The sequence below is a fragment of the Streptomyces radicis genome (genome assembly GCF_003626575.1).
Taxonomy (GTDB): domain Bacteria; phylum Actinomycetota; class Actinomycetes; order Streptomycetales; family Streptomycetaceae; genus Streptomyces; species Streptomyces radicis.
The window spans coordinates 88014-104362 of the sequence record NZ_RBDY01000018.1 but is presented as its reverse complement, the minus strand read 5'-3'; the positions used below and the strand labels follow the sequence as shown (position 1 = coordinate 104362).

The window sequence follows — 16349 nt, the reverse complement described above, 5'->3', positions numbered from 1 at the left end:
CGAAGGGGTCCGGCGGCCCGCTCACCCCCTATGCGGGCGCGGGCGCGTAGCCGGTGGGGCGGGTGGTGAACGTTCCCCGCCCCTGGGTCCGGCTGCGCAACCGGGTGGCGTAGCCGAAGAGTTCGGCCAACGGCACGGTCGCGGTGACCAGGGCCGTGCCCGCCCGCGCCGCCGACCCTGAGACCCGGCCGCGGCGGGCCGCGAGGTCGCCGAGCACGCCGCCCACGGCGTCCTCGGGCACGGTGACCGTGACCTCGACCACCGGCTCGAGCAGCACCATGGCGCTGGCGCGCAGGGCCTCGCGCAGCGCGAACCTCCCGGCCGTGCGGAACGCCATCTCCGAGGAGTCCTGCGGATGCGTCGCCCCGTCGGTCAGTGTCACCCGCAGCCCGGTCACCGGGTGGCCGCCGAGGGGGCCCTCGGCCAGCGCGTCGCGGCATCCGGCCTCCACGGCCTTCACATACTCGCGCGGCACGCGCCCGCCCACGACCGTGGACCGGAACGCGAAGCCCTCGTCGCCGCCGCCCGCCCCGGCGTCGAGGGGCTCGACGTCCAGGACGACATGGGCGAACTGCCCTGCTCCGCCGTCCTGTTTGACGTGCCGGTAGACAAGCCCCGACACGCCGCGGGCGACCGTCTCGCGGTAGGTCACCCTCGGCCGCCCCACGTTGACGTCGAGCCCCTGGGCCCGGCGGATCTTCTCCACCGCCACCTCGAGATGCAGCTCCCCCATCCCCGAGAGCACGGTCTGCCCGGTCTCGGAATCGGTCCTGACCAGCAGCGACGGGTCCTCCTCGACCAGTCGCGCCAGCGCGGTCGCCAGCCGCCCCTGGTCGGTGCCGCCGCGCGCCTCGACCGCCACGGACACCACGGGATCGGCCGCGGCGGGCGGTTCGAGCAGCAGCGGGTCCCCGGGGCCGCACAGGGTCGCCCCCGCGCGGACCGCCTTGGGCCCGACCAGCGCGACGATGTCACCGGCCACCGCGCGGTCCACCTCGGCGTGCCGGTCGGCCCGCACCCGCAGGATCCGGCCGACGCGCTCGGTGCGCCCCGTGCCCGCGTCGAGCAGCGTGTCACCCTTCCGCAGCGTTCCCGAGTAGACGCGTACCGAGGTGAGGCGTCCCGTGGCGGTCGCGTTGACCTTGAACGCCAGTGCGGCGAGCGGCCCTTGGGGGTCCGCGGCCCGCTCCCGCACGCCGCCCTCCCAGGTGCCGCGCACCGCGGGCACGTCGAGCGGCGACGGCAGGTAGGCCACGACGGCGTCGAGCAGCGGCTCGACGCCGCGGTTGCGGTAGGCCGAGCCGCACAGCACCACGACGCCCTCGCCCGTGCGGGTCAGGTCGCGCAGCGCGGCGGACAGCGTCGCGGCGGACAGCGCGGACTCCGCGCAGAACTCGTCGAACGCGCCCTGGTGCAGCTCCGCCACCGCCTCGTCCAGCAGCCGACGACGCCGCAGCACCTCGCCGGTCAGCGCCTCGGGCACCGGGCCCTCCTCGCACGCGCCGCCGCCGTCGGGCCACACCAGCGCCCGCATGCGGACCAGGTCGACCACGCCGGTGAACGCGTCCTCCGCGCCGATCGGCACCTGGACCACGAGCGGGGCCGGGTGCAGGCGCGCGCGGATCGACGCCACGGCGGCGTCGAGGTCGGCACCGGCGCGGTCGAGCTTGTTGACGAACGCGATCCGCGGCACGCCGTGCCGATCGGCCCGCCGCCACACCGACTCGCTCTGCGGCTCGACGCCCGCGACGCCGTCGAACACCGCGATCGCGCCGTCGAGCACGCGCAGCGAGCGCTCCACCTCGTCGGAGAAGTCGACGTGGCCTGGGGTGTCGATCAGGTTGACGCGGTGCCCGTCCCACGCGCAGCTGACGGCCGCGGCGAAGATGGTGATGCCGCGGTCGCGCTCCTGGGAGTCGAAGTCGGTGACGGTCGTGCCGTCGTGGACCTCGCCCCGCTTGTGGGTGGTGCCGGTGGCATACAGGATCCGTTCGGTGACGGTGGTCTTGCCCGCGTCGACATGGGCCAGGATGCCCAGGTTGCGGACGGCGTTCAGGGGGTTGGTGGGGGCGGTACGCACGGCCCTCGGCCTTTCGGGTGTTCGGGAACGGACAGCGCGATTCCCGGACGAGACGGCCCTGTTGGGCGATGCCCATCGGGGCGGATGATCAGGCGTTCGTCACGGACGTCCGGACCGGCCGCGCAGCCGGCGCCGGGCGTCCCGAGACACCAGGATCACCTCGTACCGTGACCGGGGAGCGGCGAGCGCGACATGGTGACGCATGGCCTGACTCCCCCCACCGGTCGGAACGCGCCCCGCCTCAAGGGGGCGCGCGATTCGGGGCGAGTGTAGTGAACGCGCCCCCGCCCGCGCACCCGTTTTCCGGCGCCGAGGTGTCATCTCCCTTTTCCGGTAGGCCACTTAAGCCTTCTCGGCTAGGGTCCGTCGTCACGACACCACGGGGGACACACATGGCATCACGGAACGGCAGGGACGCGCACGCGGAACGCGTCGCCACCGCGTACAACGCGCTCAACGAGAAGGGGTACTTCGCCGACGAGATCGGCGGCAACGAGGGCTATCTCGGCGGGCTGATGAGGCACTACGTGCCCAAGGACGCCATGAGCGTCCTCGAGGTCGGGGGCGCGACCGGGCTGTGGATGCGGCAGGTGCTGCGCGCCAGGCCCGCGCTGCGCGACGTCACCGTCGTCGAGCTGTCGGACGCGGCCGAGCGGTGCAGGGCGCGCCTGGCTCCGCTGCTCGCCGACCGGCCCGCGGGGCGCCTCGAGGTCGTCCAGGACGACTTCCTGCGGGCGGCGGACCGGCTCAGGCCCGCGGGGACCGTCGTGAGCAGCTTCGTCGCCGACCACATGGGCGATCCCGCGGCGTATCTCGCCCGGCTCCACGACCTCGCCGAGCCGGGCGGCCGCGTCATCGCCGTCGAGGTGCAGACCAGCGAGCGCGCCCCGTTGGGCACCGTCACGCCCGGGGTCGTCGCCGCGAGCTTCTTCCGGCTCTGCGGCGTTCACCTCAGGCTCGGGAAGCTGCCGCCGCTGCGCGGCGTCCTGCGCTCCATGCCGCTGTACAAGCTGTCGGACGAGGAGGCGTTCAGGGAGCTGCGGTCGTCGACCGACGCCTACGCGTTCCCGCGCGCGGCGTGGCGGGCGGTGCGCGACGCCTACCCGGGGGCGGTCTATCACGACCTCGGCATGGCGGGCATGCTCGTGCTGCCCAAGCCCGCCACCGCCTGAGGGCCGAGCATGGCCGTCCAGGAACGGTCGACGGCGCCGACGGAAGTCCGCGCGTTCGCGACCGCGCTCACCACGATCACCTGCCGCTGGGAGATCACGATCGTCATCGTGGTCCAGTCGCTCGCCCTCTACGTCTTCGGCGAACGGGCGGGCGGCGGCGCGGTGACGGTGCCCGAGGCCGTGGGCTGCGGCCTGTTCGGGCTGTTCGCGCAGGGGCTTTGCAGCGTCCTCAACGACATCACCGATGTCGCCGCCGACCGCGTCAACCACCCCGAGCGCCCCTTCCCCTCGGGCCGGGTCCCGATCCGGCACGGCTGGTACGTCGTCGGCGGCTGCCTGGCCGGGGCGGTGCTGTGTGCCGCGCTCCTGGCCACCACGCCGTTCGGCGCCGCCGCCTTCGCCGCGCACCTCGCGCTCTCGGTCCTCTACTCCGCGCCCGGCGTGCGCTGGGGGCGGCACTGGCTGCGGGGCCCGTTGACCCTCGTCGCCTCGACCGTGTGCGGGATCCTCGCCGTGCTCAGCTGCACGGCCCTGTACGCAGAGCCCGGCGCGGGCCGGGACGCGGTGCTGCTGGTGGGGGTCGTCTGCTTCCTGCACCACCTGCTGGTCAGCCCGCTCAAGGACCTGAGGGACGTCTCGGGCGACGCGGCGGACGGCGGCAGCTCGCTCGCCATGCGCCTGCCGCGCGCCGGGATCCTCGCCCTGGGCGTGACCGGCTATCTGGCGCCCTGGGCCGTGCTGTTCGCGGGTGCCAGGTGGATCGGCGGTGACCTGGCGACGCCGCTCTCGGCGCTCGCCGCGCTGCTCGGCGCGGGCGGCGCGGTGCTGGCGTGGCTCGTGGTGCGGCGCCCGGCGCTGCTCGAAGGCCAGCGCTTCTGCTGGTTCGCCGAGCTGGGCCTGCTGTTCCTTTTCCAGTTCTCGCTGCCGGCCGCCGCGCTGGTCTGAGGGGGGATTCTCGTGCTGGCCGATGTGCTGTCCGCCGCGGGCGGGATCGCGTGGACCATCGCCTATCTCGGCATCATCAGGCGGGGGTTCGCCGACCGGACCTATGGGATGCCGTTCGTGCCGCTGGCGCTCAACGCCACCTGGGAGTTCACCTTCGGCTTCCTCGAGCCCAGCCCGTGGGCGCTCCAGGTCGTGGTGAACATCGTGTGGTTCTGCTTCGACGTCGTCATCCTGGTCACATACTTCCGGTATGGGCGCGAGGAGTTCGCGCGGCTGGCCGACGCGCGGTGGTTCGTGCCGTGGAGCGTGGCCGTGCTCGCGGGCTCGCTCGCGGTGATGTACCTGACCGCACGGGAGTTCGCGGGCGACCCCGACCACCCGGTGGACGCGTACTCCGCGCTGTTCTCCAACCTGGTGATGTCGATGTGCTTCATCGGCATGCTGCTGCGCCGGGGCAGCTCGGCGGGCCAGTCGATGACGATCGCCGTCAGCAAGGCCGTGGGCACGGCCGCGGTGACCGTGATGGTCTTCGACGACGTGGGCAGCGCCCTGGTCCTGACCACGGGCGCGTGCGTCCTGGCCCTCGACGTGCTCTACGCCGTGCTGCTGCGCCGCCGGATCCGGGAGGAGGGCGGGGAGGCCCGTCGGGCGGCGGAGGCCGGGGACACCGGGGAGGCCGGAAAGGCCGCCGCGGCGACGGCGCCCTGACGGGTCGGATCGCGTCGGGGCGCGTCGGCGGGGTCGGGCGCGGTCAGGCCCGGTCCACCGCGGCCAGGATCGCCCCGGCCAGGTCCTTGGGGCGGGTGAACTGCGGCCAGTGGCCCGTGGGCAGGTCGACGATCTCGACGTCGCGGATCCGCGCCAGCTCGCGCGTGAAGGGAGCGTCGCCCGCCAGCCACTCCCGCAGCGCCTCGCCCGTGAACTCGCACGCGATGACCGTGGCGGGCACGTCGAGGCGCCGCTCGTCCGACAGCCGCTGCCGACCGGCCGCGACTCCCTGGGGCGAGGGGACGGCGCGCTCGCGGAACGCCGCGCGCAGCGCGTCGTCCAGGTCGACCAGGTCCTCGGGCTCGAACAACGACCAGTCGGGCAGCGGCACTTCGCCGTTCGCCGCGGGCAGCTCGTCGTTGATGACGGCTCCCTCGCCGAGCGGCACGCTGTCGACATACACCACGCGGGCGAGCCGGTCGGGGCGCGCGTCGGCCGCGCCGAAGGCGATCGCGCCGCCGCCCGAGTGCCCCACGAGCACGATCCCGCCCGTGCCCGGAGCCGGGTCGAGGGAGTCGATCACCCCGACGACGGCGTCGACGTGGTCGCGCAGGGTGATGCCCGAGCGGGCGGCGTCCCTCGACTCCATGCCGGGCAGCGTGAGGGCGTGGGCGCGGTGCCCGGCCTCCTCGAGAACGGGGGCGACCTCGCCCCACGACGAGCCGTCGAGCCAGAGTCCCGGGATCAGAATGATGTCCATGGGGCGAGGCTAGGACAGGCCACTGACAACGCCCGACGAGCGGCCCCCGACCCCGCCCCCGCCCCGATCCCGACCCCGACCCGGAGCCGGGAGGGACGCGGTCAGGGCAGCGTTCCCGTCCACTGGGGGTGGGCCGTCGTGTCACCCGAGGGGGCGCGGGTGCCGACGAAGGTGACCTCGCGGCCGTGTTCGCCCGTGTCCATGCTCCAGCTGAGGGTGACCTTCTCGCTCGCGCCCGGCTCCAGCGAGCCCTGGAGGCTGTCCGTCAGGCCCTCGACATGGATCACCAGCGCCTCGGCGCCGTCGGCGACCGACATCGCGTCGAAGACGAAGTCCGAGAGGCTCAGGACCTGTTCGCTCTCGTTGTCGAAGACGACCTTGGCCGTGAACGCCGTGTGACCCTCGGGGTAGGAGTCGGTCTCGCCGCGCTCGGTGCGCTCCTCGAGCTCGTCGACGCTCGCCATGACGCCGTCCCGCCATGTGTAGACCTCGCCCACCGCCAGGTCCGTGGAGGAGCTGGGCGACCTGGGCTCTCCGAAGGGATCGGAGTCATCCCCGCCACAGCCGGTCAGCGAGACGAGAAGCAGCACGGAAACGACCGGCGCGATGGCGCGTTGACGCATATGGAGGGCCCCCTGTCGGCAAGGTGAGAACGCAGCCTGCCGTCTCTCCCGCGTGCGGGCGAGCCCAAGGGCGGCAATGTATCCCCTCTGTTACGGATGTTGTCACTCCGTAACCTCGTATAACGTTTTACCAGGTCACGGCGGCGGCCACCGCCGCCACCGCGTGCTCGGCGAGCAGGATCGTGTAGTGGTTGGTGTCGGGCACCTGGTGGACGGTGACCGTGGCGGGGTCGAGGCCCGCGGCGGCGACGCGCTCGGGGTCGTAGAGGGCGCGGGGCTCGTTCAGCAGGCCGCGTTCGGCCAGCAGCAGGGTGGCGGGGTCGCGCAGCCGGTGGACGGCGGCCAGGGTGGCGGGGTCGGACAGGACGTCGGCGCCGTCGGCGCGCACGGCGTCCAGCACGCACGCGCTGCGCATCATCGGCGGCTCGCCGACCAGGTCGCGGTCGAGGTGGTGGCGCAGGTCGTCGCCGAAGTGGTCGGCCAGCGCGGGGTGTTCGCGGAAGTACGCGTGGTAGCTCGCGCGGTCGGGGAACGTCAGGGAGAGCCGTCGCATCGCGGGGCCTATGACCGCGTCGAGCAGGGCGTCGATGTCGTGGCCCGCGGGGGCGGGGAAGCCGAGGCCGCCGTCCACCAGGACCAGGCGGGCGAAGCGGCCCGGGTGCGTCGCCGCGGCCAGGGCCGCGACGAACGCGCCCATCGAGTGCCCCAGCAGGATCGGGCGGGGGCCCCGGGCGTCAACCGCCGTGTCACCCCCCGTGCCCCCCGCGGCGTCACCCAGCGCGTCGGCCAGGGCGAGCACGTCGGCGACATGGGCCGACAGGCCGTAGGGGCCCGGGAGTTGGCGGCTGGCGCCCCGCCCTCGCAGGTCGGGGGCGTGGACCGGGGTGCCGTTCGCGGCCAGGGCGCGGGCCAGGGGGGCGAGGAAGCGGCCGTTGGACGTGATGCCGTGCAGGGCGATCACGGGCGGTCCCGCGGCGCCGCGCGCGGGCCAGTGGGTCACCGCGAGGTCGCCGCCGCGCACGGGCACGACGTGCTCCACGGCGTTCACCGCCGCCTCCCGCGCCCGAGCGCCGCGAGTCCGCCGGGGGCGGCGTAGACGGCGACGACGAACAGCGCGCCGAGCACCACGAGCGGCTCGGACAGCGGAGCGGCCAGCGGCTCGGGCAGCCCGGCGACCGCGTCGGAGACGCCGAGGGCGGTGAGCCGGTGGTCGAGCCAGATGAACAGCGCGCCCCCGATGATCGGCCCCCACCGCGTCCCCGCGCCGCCGAGCACGACCATCACCAGCAGGGTGAGCGTGAACTCGGCGGTCGTGGTCTCGGGCGTGGCGCCCGAGGTGACAAGCAGGTGGACAACGCCGCCGAGCAGGGCGAGCGCGGAGGCCAGCACGAACGCGCCCAGCTTGTGCAGGAACGGGTCGCGGCCGAGCACGGACACGCGCTGCTCGTTGTCGCGGATCGCCTGCCACACCTTGCCGACGGGCGACGCGGTGACCGCCCACACCAGCGCGGCGACGAGGGCCAGGTAGCCGAGGGCGAGCCAGTAGACGTTGACGGTGTTGCCGATGCCCACGAACAGCGAGGGAACGGCGTCCGCGTCGAGCGGCAGGCCCTCCTCGCCGCCGGTGAGGCCGCCGGGGTTGCGCTCGACCCAGATGGAGCCCGCCTGGGCGAACGCGAGGGTGACCATGGCGAATCCGATGCCGCCGAGCGCGAGCGGCAGCAGCGAGATCGCGCCCAGCAGGCACGCGGCCGCGGTGCCCGCGGCCAGCGTGAGCGCGGCGGCGGGCAGCAGGGTCATGTCGAGGCGTTCCATGGCGAGTTGGGTGCCGTAGGCGCCGCCCGCGATCCACAGGGCATGGCCGAACGACAGCAGCCCCGTGCGCCCGAACAGCACGTCGTAGCTGAGCGCGAGGCCCGCGAACACCAGGCAGAGCGCGAAGAGTTGGAGCGACCCGGCGGAGTTGACCGGGCCGTCGAGGAGCAGCGGCACGTCGAGGGCCGAGTAGGGGAGGGTGAGCAGCGCGAGCGCCACGCCGCCCGTGACCAGCCAGGAGCGTCGGCCCCCGAGGCGGCCAACACGCCCCGCGGGCCCGGCCGTTCGGGCCCGTGGGCCCTTGGCGGTCGGTGCGGTCGTCGTCATGCGGTGCCTCCCGGGGGGATCGCCCGGCGCGGGGCCGGGGGGCGGGTCACGCGGCGCAGGGCGGCCAGGGGTCCCTCGCGACCCGGCGTGGGCCGGGCCAGGATGACCAGCGCGAGCAGGATGACCACGGCGATGTCGCCGAAGCCGCCTGAGATGTAGTAGTTGGCGTACTGCTGGACCAGGCCCACGGCGAGGGCGGCCCAGGCGACGCCGGTGATGGAGTGCAGGCCGCCGATGATGACGACGACGAACCCGAAGATCAGCAGGCCCGTGCCGCGGTGCGGGGAGACCGAGCCGAAGTAGACGCCGCCGAGCACCCCGGCGAGCCCGGCGAGGGCGCCGCCGAGCGCGAAGACGAGCGTGAACGCGCGCGTCACGTCGACGCCGAGCGCGCTGACCATCGCCCGGTCCTCCACTCCGGCCCGCACGACGAGCCCGTAGCGGGTGCGGGTCAGCAGCAGGTGGACCCCGACCAGGACGGCGAGCGCGGCTCCGATGAGCAGGAAGCGGTTCACGGGCACCTGGGCGCCGAGGACGCCGACGGTGCCGGAGAGCGCGTCGGGGACGGGGAACGTGCGGGAGTCGGCGCCCGCGTAGGACTGGACGAGGGCGGGGATGGCGAGCGACAGGCCGACGGTGACCAGGATCTGCTCCTTCGGCCTGCCGTACAGCCGCCGGATCAGCAGGAGTTCGGTGACCGCGGCGAGCGCGAGCCCGGTGAGGGTGCCGATCAGCAGGGCGGCGAGCAGCCCGGGGCCGCCGCCGACGGCCTCCGCGGTGCGCCAGGCGGCGTAGGAGGCGACGGTCAGGAAGGCGCCATGGGCGAAGTTGAGGACGTCCATGAGCCCGAAGATCAGGGCGAGCCCCGAGGCGATGAGGAAGTACAGGGCGGCCAGGCCGAGTCCGGTGAGGGTGAGCAGTACCAGGGTGTTCATGCGGGGGTGTCCTCCTCGGCTGCCAGGCCGTGGCGCGGGGTCCCGGCGGCGCGCCCCACGCCGAGCAGCGTGGTGGTCAGCTCGCGGTCGGCGAGCAGCTCGGCCGCCGAACCGGCGTGCACCACACGGCCGTTGTCCAACACCACGGCGTGCTGGGCGAGTTCGCGGATGACGGCGAGGTTCTGCTCGACGAGCAGCATCGGCACCGCGCGCGCGGCGCGGCGCAGCGCCTCGGCGACCTGCCGCACCACGCGGGGGGCCAGGCCCTTGGTGGGCTCGTCCGCGACGATCAGGCGGTTGTCGTTGAGCAGGGTGCGGGCCAGGGCGAGCATCTGCTGCTGGCCGCCGGAGAGGGTCCCGGCGCGCTGCCTCGCGCGTTCCCGCAGGTCGGGGAAGAGGTCGTGGACGAGGTCGTAGGCGGGGCGGCCCGCGCCGCGCCGTTCGGCCAGGGTGAGGTTCTCGGCGACGGTGAGCGAGCCGAACACGCCCCGGTCCTCGGGGGCGTAGCCGATGCCGCGCCGCACGGTGGCGTGCGGCGCCTCGCGCGTGATGTCGTCGCCGTCGAACGCGATCCGCCCGCCGGTGATCAGGCCGCCTTCGGGGAGCACGCCGAGGATGGCGCGCACGGTGGTGGTCTTGCCGACGCCGTTGCGGCCCATCAGGGCGGTGACGCCGGTGGCGGGGACGTCGAAGGCGACGCCTTGGAGGATGCGCGACCCCGCGATCTCCACCTGGAGGCCGTCGACGGTGACCAGCGGCCCGGCCGGGGAGCGGCTCACAACTCCTCCCCCAGGTAGGCCCGTTGCACCTCGGGGTCGGCCATGACGGCGGCGGGGTCGCCCTGGGCGAGCAGAACGCCGTGGTGCAGCACGGCGATCCGGTCGGCGAGGTCGATGACGACGTCCATGTGGTGCTCGACCATCAGCAGCGTGCGGCCCTCCTCGCGGTGCAGCCAGCGGATGACCTCGGTCAGCTCGCCCACCTCCTCGGCGGCGACCCCGGCCATGGGCTCGTCGAGCAGCATCAGCCGGGGGCCGTCGCCGTGGATGGTGGGGGCGAGCAGCATGGCGAGTTCGAGCTTGCGCTTGTCGCCGTGGGACAGGCCGCCCGCGAGCTCGGCGGCCCGGTGCGACAGCCGCACGCGTTCGAGCACCCCCGCGGTGTCCGTGCCGGTGACGCGGCGGGCGCCCGCGGCGCGCGCGGCCAGCTCGACGTGCTCGGCGACGGTCATGGTGGGGAAGACGGACGAGGACTGGAACGTGCGGCCGAGGCCCAGGCGGGCGCGGCGGTGCGGGGGCAGCCGGTGCACGTAGACGCCCGCGAGGGTGATCGTTCCGCCGGTCGGGCGGGTGACGCCGGAGACGAGGTTGAAGAGCGAGGTCTTGCCCGCGCCGTTGGGCCCGATGAGCGCGAGCAACTCGCCCTCGGCGACGGTCAGATCGACGCCTCCGACGATGGTGGCGCCGCCGATGGACCACGCGAGGGACGTCAGGGTGAGCACGGGCGGCGCGGCCACCGCGGTGGAGGTCGGCTCGCTCATGTCATTCCCCCGCGGCCTCGGCGGGGGCCACCGTCGCGGGGTCCAACGTGCGGACCACGGACGGCACTTCGCCCTCGAACCTGGCCTCGAACATCGGCTGGAGCAGCGCGTGGTCGCCCTCGCGCACGGTCTGCTCGCCCTTGACGCCGGAGAACGACCAGCCCTCGAGCGCGTCCACCATCGCCGCGGTGTCCCCTTCGGCGCCGCCCGCGCGGACCGCCTCGACGACCATCTGGGCCGCGGTGAAGCCGTCGGGGCTGAACAGGTCGGGCTCCCAGCCCTCTTCGGCGAAGTACTCCTCCATCGCCCGCGCCTCGGGGGTGTCGGTGGCGCCGGGGACGTAGTGGGCGAGCAGGGTGACCTTGTCGCGCGCCGCGCCGAACACCGGGTAGGTCGCGCGGATGTCGAGCCCGGTCACCACGGTGGCGGCGTCGAGCACGCCCTGCTGGTCGAGCGTGGTCCACATCGTCTGGGCGGTGTCCCCGGCCCATGCGACGAACACCAAATCGGGGTCCTGGCCGAGGACCTGCGCGGCCGACGGGGTGAGGTCGGTGGCCGACGGCGGCACCAACACCGAGGCCACGTCGAGCCCTTGGCCGGTGAGCACGCTCTCCACCGCGGTGACGTTGGCCTGCCCGAACGCGTTGTCCTGCGCGAGGACCGTGACCCGGGCGCCGTCCAGGTCGCCCTCGCCCGCGGCCAGGATCTCGCTCGCGGTGACCACGTCCTGGTAGGTCTGGCGGCCCGAGCGGAACGTGAAGTCGTTGATCCCTGTCACGCTGTCGGTCGCGGCGGGGCCCGTGATGTAGAGGACCTCGTTCTGCTCGGCGAGCGGCGCGACCTGCACGGCGACGCCTGAGGAGGCGGTGCCCGCGATGATGGTGGCGCCCTCGTCGATGCGCTGGCGGGCCAGGCTCACCCCGGAGGACGGCTCGCCCGCGTCGTCGGAGCGCACCACGTCGATGGCGACGCCCTCCACCTCGCCCGTGCCGCCCGTGGCGTGGTCGAGCCCGGCCTCGAAGCCCTGGAGGTACTGCTCGCCGTAGGAGGCCAACGGGCCCGAGGTGGAGGTGATCAGGGCGACGGTCACCGCGTCACCGCCGCCCTCCCCCTCCCCGTCCGAGCCGCCAGGGCTGGAACACGCGGTGGCGAGGACCGCCAGCAGGGCGGTCGCGGCGATGCTTGCGGTGACGGGTCTCATGGCGCGGCGGCTCCCTGACTCGGCTCGGTGCGGTGCTCGTTGCCCGGCTCGGCGCCGGGCCGGTGCCCAGCGGCGATCCGCAGCAGCGTCCGCCGCGCCGCGTGTCGCGGCAATGTGCGCGGGACACACAGCGGGGCCCCCTCCCATGGCCCCGGCAGCCGTAGGGGCGCCGTCCGCGGCGACCTACGGTGCGCCACGACCCCCACACACGAATCCATCGGCGCCGGAGCGGGAAGGGCCGGTGCCGGAAGGGACCACCCCCATGAGAGTCCCCAGAGAAGTCCCCATGAGAGCCCGCGTCAGACGTACGGCTCTCCGCGCGCCGCGCCGGGCGGCGACCCTGCTCGCCGCCCTGGTGCTCGGCCTGATGTCCGTCCTGTCGTCCGGCGGCCCCGCCGCGGCGGCCACACCCCTGGAGCGGGTGTCCTCGTTCGGCTCCAACCCCGGCAACCTCGTGATGTACCGCTACGCGCCGCCCGGGCTCGAGCCGGGCAGCCCTGTCGTGGTGCTGCTGCACGGCTGTGGCCAGAGCGCGCAGAGTTACGTCGACGGCTCGGGCTGGCAGAAGTTCGCCGACGCGGGCGGCTTCACGCTGGTCGCCGCCGAGCAGCAGGCGGGCAACAACGTCAGCCGCTGCTTCAACTGGTTCCAGCCGAGCGACATCGCGCGCGGCGCGGGCGAGGCGCTCTCGGTGAAGCAGATGGTCGACCACACGGTGTCCTCGCTGGGCGCGGACCCGGGGCGCGTCTACGCCACGGGCCTCTCGGCCGGCGGCATCATGACGGGCTCGCTGCTTGCCGCCTACCCCGACGTGTTCGCGGGCGGCGCGATCATCGCGGGCGCGCCGCACGGCTGCGCGAGCAGCATGCTCGACGCGTTCTCCTGCATGTTCCCCGGGCGGACGGCGACGGCCGCGAGCTGGGGCGACCGGGTGCGCTCGGCCCACCCGGGCTTCACCGGCGAGCGGCCCTCGGTGTCGCTGTGGCACGGCGGCGCGGACTATGTGGTCGCGACGGCGAACCTGAACGAGTCGGTCAAGCAGTGGACCGACGTGCTGGGCGGCGACCAGACGGCGGACTCCACGTCGCAACTGCCCGCCGACACCACGCGTTCGGTGTACGAGTCGGGCGCGGGCCAGCCCCCGGTGATCGGCTACCTCACGCCGGGCAACGGCCACGGCACGCCGGTCGCCCCTGGCACCGGGCCCGAACAGTGTGGCACGGCGGGGGCGTTCTTCCTGGACAGCCTGTGTTCGAGCCACTGGATCGCCCGGGACTGGGGCCTGACCGGCTGAACGGCCGGGATCAGCCGCGGTCCTGGCCCGGCTCGCCGGTCAACAGGTGGAGCCGCAGGGCGAGTTGCAGCTCCAGCTCGCGCTCGGGGCTGTTCCAGTCGGGTCCGAGCAGCGCCTCGATGCGGTCGAGGCGCTGCACCACGGTGTTGACGTGGACGTGCAGGTCGTCCTTGGCGCGAGTGAGGCTGCGGCCCCGGCCGAAGTAGGCGCGCAGGGTGCGGATCAGCTCGGTGCCGCGGCGGGCGTCGTAGTCGAGCAGCGGGCCAAGGGTGGCGGCCACATAGCCGCGCACATCGCGGTCGTCGCCCAACAGCACGCCGAGGAAGCCGAGTTCGGCGGCGCACGCGCCGTCGCCCACCCGGCCGAGCACCCGCAGCGCGCGCAGGCAGCGGGCGGCCTCGGCGTGGGCGGCGGCCAGCGCCGCGGGCTCGGCGGCCGGGCCCGCGGCGCCGACGGTGACGGGGGCGCCGACGAGCTGCGACATCTGGGCCGCGGCGGCCCTCGCGGCGGCGCCCGCGTCGTCGGCGGGCAGCAACATCACGATGGCGCCCGCGTGTTCGGCGCTGACGCTCTCGGTGCCGAACAGGTGCTGCCTGGCCGCGGCGGCGAGGCGCTTGCGGGCCTCGGCCGAGGCCTCGGCGACCAGCAGCAGATGAGGGCGGGACAGGTCGACGCCGAGCCGCCTGCCGCGTTCGACCAGGCCCTTGGGGTCGCGGTCGGGGGCGGTGAGCAGGTCGGTGATCAGCTCGCCCCGGATGCGGTTCTCGGCCTCGGCAACCGAGCGCCGCAGAAGCAGCAGCAGCGCGGTGACGACCCCGGCGCGTTCGAACAACCGGCGGTCGGCGTCGGCCAGTTCGGGGCGGCCGTGCAGCACGAGGCCCCCGAGCAGCTCCTGGCCCGCCCTGGCGGCGCACACCCAGCGGTCGCGGCGTGGCACCGCGCGGGCGGTGGCGTGGGAGTCGGCGACGGCCTCGGCCAGCTCGTCCGGGTCATGCCGCCCGGTGAACGCGCCGCCCCCAGGGCCCACCGCGGCGAGCGGGCGGCCGCCCGCGTCGTGCAGGGTGATGGCGCCGCCGAGCAGCCCGGCGACGGCCGACGCCACCTGCGAGAGCTCCCCGCCGCGCAGCACCAGGTCGGTCAGCTGGTCGTGTGCCTCGGCGGCCCGCTGCATGGCGGCGGAGTGGGCGCGGATCACGGCGTTCGCCTCGGCGAGCTCGGCCAGCGTGGCGCGCGTGTCGGCCAGCGCCCGCGCGGTGTCGATGGCGATGGCGGCGTGCGCGGCCAGCGAGCACAGCAGCGCGACCTCGTCGGGCGCGAACGTCCGCGGGGAGCGGTCGGCGGCGAAGAGCACGCCGATCACCTTGCGGTCGGGGTCGCCGCTCGACCCGAGGACCAGCGGCACGCCCAGGATCGCCACCAGGCCCTCGTCGAGGACGCCCGCGTCGATCGTGGAGGTGTGCCGGAACCGCTCGTCCGTCGGATACGAGGGGGTGGCGTAGGGCGTCGCGGTCTGGGCGACCAACCCCCCGAGTCCTTCGCCGAGTTCGAGGCGGAGGTGCTGGAAGAGCGGGGAGACCGAGCCGTCGGTGACCCGCATGTAGGTGTCGCCCGCCTCCTCGTCGGGGAGCGTGAGATACGCGGTGTCGGTGCCGAGCAGCACGCGGGCCCTGCGGACGATGGAGGTGAGCACCGCGTCCAGGTCCCGCAGCGCGGCCAGGTCGCCGACGGTGTCGAACAGCGCGGTCAGCTCGGCCTCCCGCCGCCGGTGCTGCCGCAGGGCGCCGCGCACCCGCAGGGCGACGGCGGTGGCCCGTTCGATCTCGGCCAGCTCGTCGGGCGCCACCCCGGCCCGCCGTGCCTCGGCGGCGACCGCCCCGAACTCCTCGGCGGGCGCGCCCCCGGCGAGGAGGTCGAGGAGCACGCGCACCCGCGAAACGGCCGACGCCGCCTGTGGTCCCATGTCCGGCCATCCTGGCAGGCGACGCGGCCCCTGCCCATGGGTGCGGCACGGGCGGTGGTCCGGTGCCCGAACGGGGGTGGCGCGGGCGTCAGTTGGCGGTCCAGCCGCCGTCCAGGGGGAGGGAGGCGCCGGTGAGGTAGGCCGTGTCGGGGCCGCACAGCCACAGGACGGTCCTGGCGACCTCCTCGGGCTCGATCAGGCGCTTGATCGCGGCCCGTTCGAGCATCACGCGGCGCACCACGTCCTCCTCAGGCATGCCATGGGCGGCGGCCTGGGCGGCGATCTGGTTCTCGACCAGGGGGGTGCGGACATAGCCGGGGTTGACGCAGTTGCTCGTCACCCCGTGCGGGGCGCCCTCGAGGGCGGTGACCTTGCTCAGGCCCTCGATGGCGTGCTTGGCGGTGACATAGGCGACCTTGAACGAGCTGGCGCGCAGGCCGTGGACCGAGGAGACGTTGACAACGCGTCCCCATCCGCGCGCGTACATATGGGGCAGGGTGCGGCGCAGGATCCGGAAGGGCGCCTCGACCATGACGCGCTGGATGAGGGTGAAGCGGTCGGGCGGGAACTCATGGAGAGGCGCGACGTGTTGGAGGCCCGCGTTGTTGACCACGATGTCCGCGTCGGCGGGGAGCGCGTCGACCGCGGCGGGGTCGGCGAGGTCGGCGACGACGGCCGTTCCGCCGATCTCGTCGGCCGTGGCGCGGGCGCCGTCCCCTGCCAGGTCGACCACCAGGACATGGGCTCCGGCCGCGGCCAGGGCGCGCGCGCAGGACCGGCCGATCCCGCTGGCCGCGCCGGTGACCAGGGCGGTGCGCCCGGTGAGGAACGCGGCGGGCTCGGTGCCGTTCGGGTTGCTCTGCATGGCCGCACAGTAGGAACGACGGCGGGCGGCCCCGATAGGGCGGACCGCCACTGTTTCGTCCCGAGCAGTGGGGGCCCGAGCCATACCGCCGCCGCGTCGGCGGGGCGGGTGGGGCGGTGGCCAG

General features: G+C 74.5%; 15 protein-coding genes. 4 read left to right on the top strand and 11 right to left on the bottom strand.

The features are described from left to right. Positions 1-28: 28 nt before the first annotated feature. A complete protein-coding gene (fusA, locus tag D7318_RS21665) occupies positions 29-2080 on the bottom strand; it encodes an elongation factor G (RefSeq protein WP_120698808.1) in 2052 nt (683 codons plus the stop codon). A 392-nt stretch (positions 2081-2472) separates the two neighbouring features. Here fusA and D7318_RS21660 point away from each other — a divergent pair, with 392 nt between their 5' ends. Genes D7318_RS21660 through D7318_RS21650 form a run of 3 tightly spaced genes read left to right on the top strand, consistent with a single transcriptional unit; the run spans position 2473 to position 4905 of the window. Then, positions 2473-3252, top strand: a complete 780-nt coding sequence (locus D7318_RS21660) for a class I SAM-dependent methyltransferase (RefSeq protein ID WP_120698806.1) — start codon at positions 2473-2475, stop codon at positions 3250-3252. A gap of 9 nt (positions 3253-3261) precedes the next feature. Continuing rightward, entirely contained in the window at positions 3262-4197 is a 936-nt protein-coding gene (locus D7318_RS21655; protein WP_120698805.1) for a UbiA family prenyltransferase, read from the top strand. A gap of 12 nt (positions 4198-4209) precedes the next feature. Next, positions 4210-4905 (top strand): transmembrane-type terpene cyclase, encoded by a 696-nt coding sequence (locus tag D7318_RS21650; protein WP_120698804.1) that lies wholly within the window; start codon positions 4210-4212, stop codon positions 4903-4905. Positions 4906-4948: 43 nt separating this feature from the next. Here D7318_RS21650 and D7318_RS21645 read toward each other — a convergent pair whose 3' ends face one another. From D7318_RS21645 to D7318_RS21610, 8 genes are all read right to left on the bottom strand, one after another. Next, positions 4949-5665, bottom strand: coding sequence for an alpha/beta fold hydrolase (locus D7318_RS21645; RefSeq protein ID WP_120698802.1), 717 nt, complete (start codon positions 5663-5665; stop codon positions 4949-4951). A gap of 101 nt (positions 5666-5766) precedes the next feature. Further along, entirely contained in the window at positions 5767-6288 is a 522-nt protein-coding gene (locus D7318_RS21640; protein WP_120698801.1) for a hypothetical protein, read from the bottom strand. A 127-nt stretch (positions 6289-6415) separates the two neighbouring features. Further along, a complete protein-coding gene (locus D7318_RS21635; protein ID WP_120698799.1) occupies positions 6416-7336 on the bottom strand; it encodes an alpha/beta hydrolase in 921 nt (306 codons plus the stop codon). Next, positions 7333-8430, bottom strand: a complete 1098-nt coding sequence (locus D7318_RS21630; protein ID WP_120698798.1) for a branched-chain amino acid ABC transporter permease — start codon at positions 8428-8430, stop codon at positions 7333-7335. Before D7318_RS21630 ends, D7318_RS21635 begins: the two co-directional genes overlap by 4 nt. Next, the gene (locus D7318_RS21625) at positions 8427-9365 is read right to left on the bottom strand and encodes a branched-chain amino acid ABC transporter permease (RefSeq protein ID WP_120698796.1); all 939 of its coding nucleotides are present in this window, start codon (positions 9363-9365) and stop codon (positions 8427-8429) included. The genes D7318_RS21630 and D7318_RS21625 overlap by 4 nt, the downstream gene beginning before the upstream one ends. Then, entirely contained in the window at positions 9362-10144 is a 783-nt protein-coding gene (locus D7318_RS21620; RefSeq protein ID WP_120698795.1) for an ABC transporter ATP-binding protein, read from the bottom strand. Before D7318_RS21620 ends, D7318_RS21625 begins: the two co-directional genes overlap by 4 nt. Further along, positions 10141-10905, bottom strand: coding sequence for an ABC transporter ATP-binding protein (locus tag D7318_RS21615; protein WP_120698793.1), 765 nt, complete (start codon positions 10903-10905; stop codon positions 10141-10143). The genes D7318_RS21620 and D7318_RS21615 overlap by 4 nt, the downstream gene beginning before the upstream one ends. Position 10906: 1 nt before the next feature. Continuing rightward, positions 10907-12106 (bottom strand): substrate-binding domain-containing protein, encoded by a 1200-nt coding sequence (locus D7318_RS21610; protein WP_120698791.1) that lies wholly within the window; start codon positions 12104-12106, stop codon positions 10907-10909. 286 nt (positions 12107-12392) lie between these two features. Between D7318_RS21610 and D7318_RS21605 the strand changes: the two genes are divergently transcribed. Beyond that, positions 12393-13400: an extracellular catalytic domain type 1 short-chain-length polyhydroxyalkanoate depolymerase gene (locus D7318_RS21605; RefSeq protein ID WP_183091557.1), complete on the top strand. Its 1008-nt coding sequence runs from the start codon at positions 12393-12395 to the stop codon at positions 13398-13400. A gap of 10 nt (positions 13401-13410) precedes the next feature. Here the strand turns inward: D7318_RS21605 and D7318_RS21600 are convergent, their stop codons facing one another. Both D7318_RS21600 and D7318_RS21595 read right to left on the bottom strand, forming a co-directional pair. Further along, positions 13411-15360: a helix-turn-helix domain-containing protein gene (locus D7318_RS21600; protein ID WP_120698790.1), complete on the bottom strand. Its 1950-nt coding sequence runs from the start codon at positions 15358-15360 to the stop codon at positions 13411-13413. A gap of 88 nt (positions 15361-15448) precedes the next feature. Next, a complete protein-coding gene (locus D7318_RS21595) occupies positions 15449-16225 on the bottom strand; it encodes a 3-hydroxybutyrate dehydrogenase (protein WP_120698789.1) in 777 nt (258 codons plus the stop codon). Between the last annotated feature and the right edge of the window lie 124 nt (positions 16226-16349).

Coding starts and splice junctions, on each gene's coding strand:
- D7318_RS21645 (WP_120698802.1), bottom strand. CDS start 5,665: ATGGACATCATTCTGATCCCGGGACTCTGGCTCGACGGCTCGTCGTGG.
- D7318_RS21655 (WP_120698805.1), top strand. CDS start 3,262: ATGGCCGTCCAGGAACGGTCGACGGCGCCGACGGAAGTCCGCGCGTTC.
- D7318_RS21595 (WP_120698789.1), bottom strand. CDS start 16,225: ATGCAGAGCAACCCGAACGGCACCGAGCCCGCCGCGTTCCTCACCGGG.
- D7318_RS21600 (WP_120698790.1), bottom strand. CDS start 15,360: ATGGGACCACAGGCGGCGTCGGCCGTTTCGCGGGTGCGCGTGCTCCTC.
- D7318_RS21660 (WP_120698806.1), top strand. CDS start 2,473: ATGGCATCACGGAACGGCAGGGACGCGCACGCGGAACGCGTCGCCACC.
- D7318_RS21640 (WP_120698801.1), bottom strand. CDS start 6,288: ATGCGTCAACGCGCCATCGCGCCGGTCGTTTCCGTGCTGCTTCTCGTC.
- D7318_RS21615 (WP_120698793.1), bottom strand. CDS start 10,905: ATGAGCGAGCCGACCTCCACCGCGGTGGCCGCGCCGCCCGTGCTCACC.
- D7318_RS21630 (WP_120698798.1), bottom strand. CDS start 8,430: ATGACGACGACCGCACCGACCGCCAAGGGCCCACGGGCCCGAACGGCC.
- D7318_RS21625 (WP_120698796.1), bottom strand. CDS start 9,365: ATGAACACCCTGGTACTGCTCACCCTCACCGGACTCGGCCTGGCCGCC.
- D7318_RS21610 (WP_120698791.1), bottom strand. CDS start 12,106: ATGAGACCCGTCACCGCAAGCATCGCCGCGACCGCCCTGCTGGCGGTC.
- D7318_RS21605 (WP_183091557.1), top strand. CDS start 12,393: ATGAGAGCCCGCGTCAGACGTACGGCTCTCCGCGCGCCGCGCCGGGCG.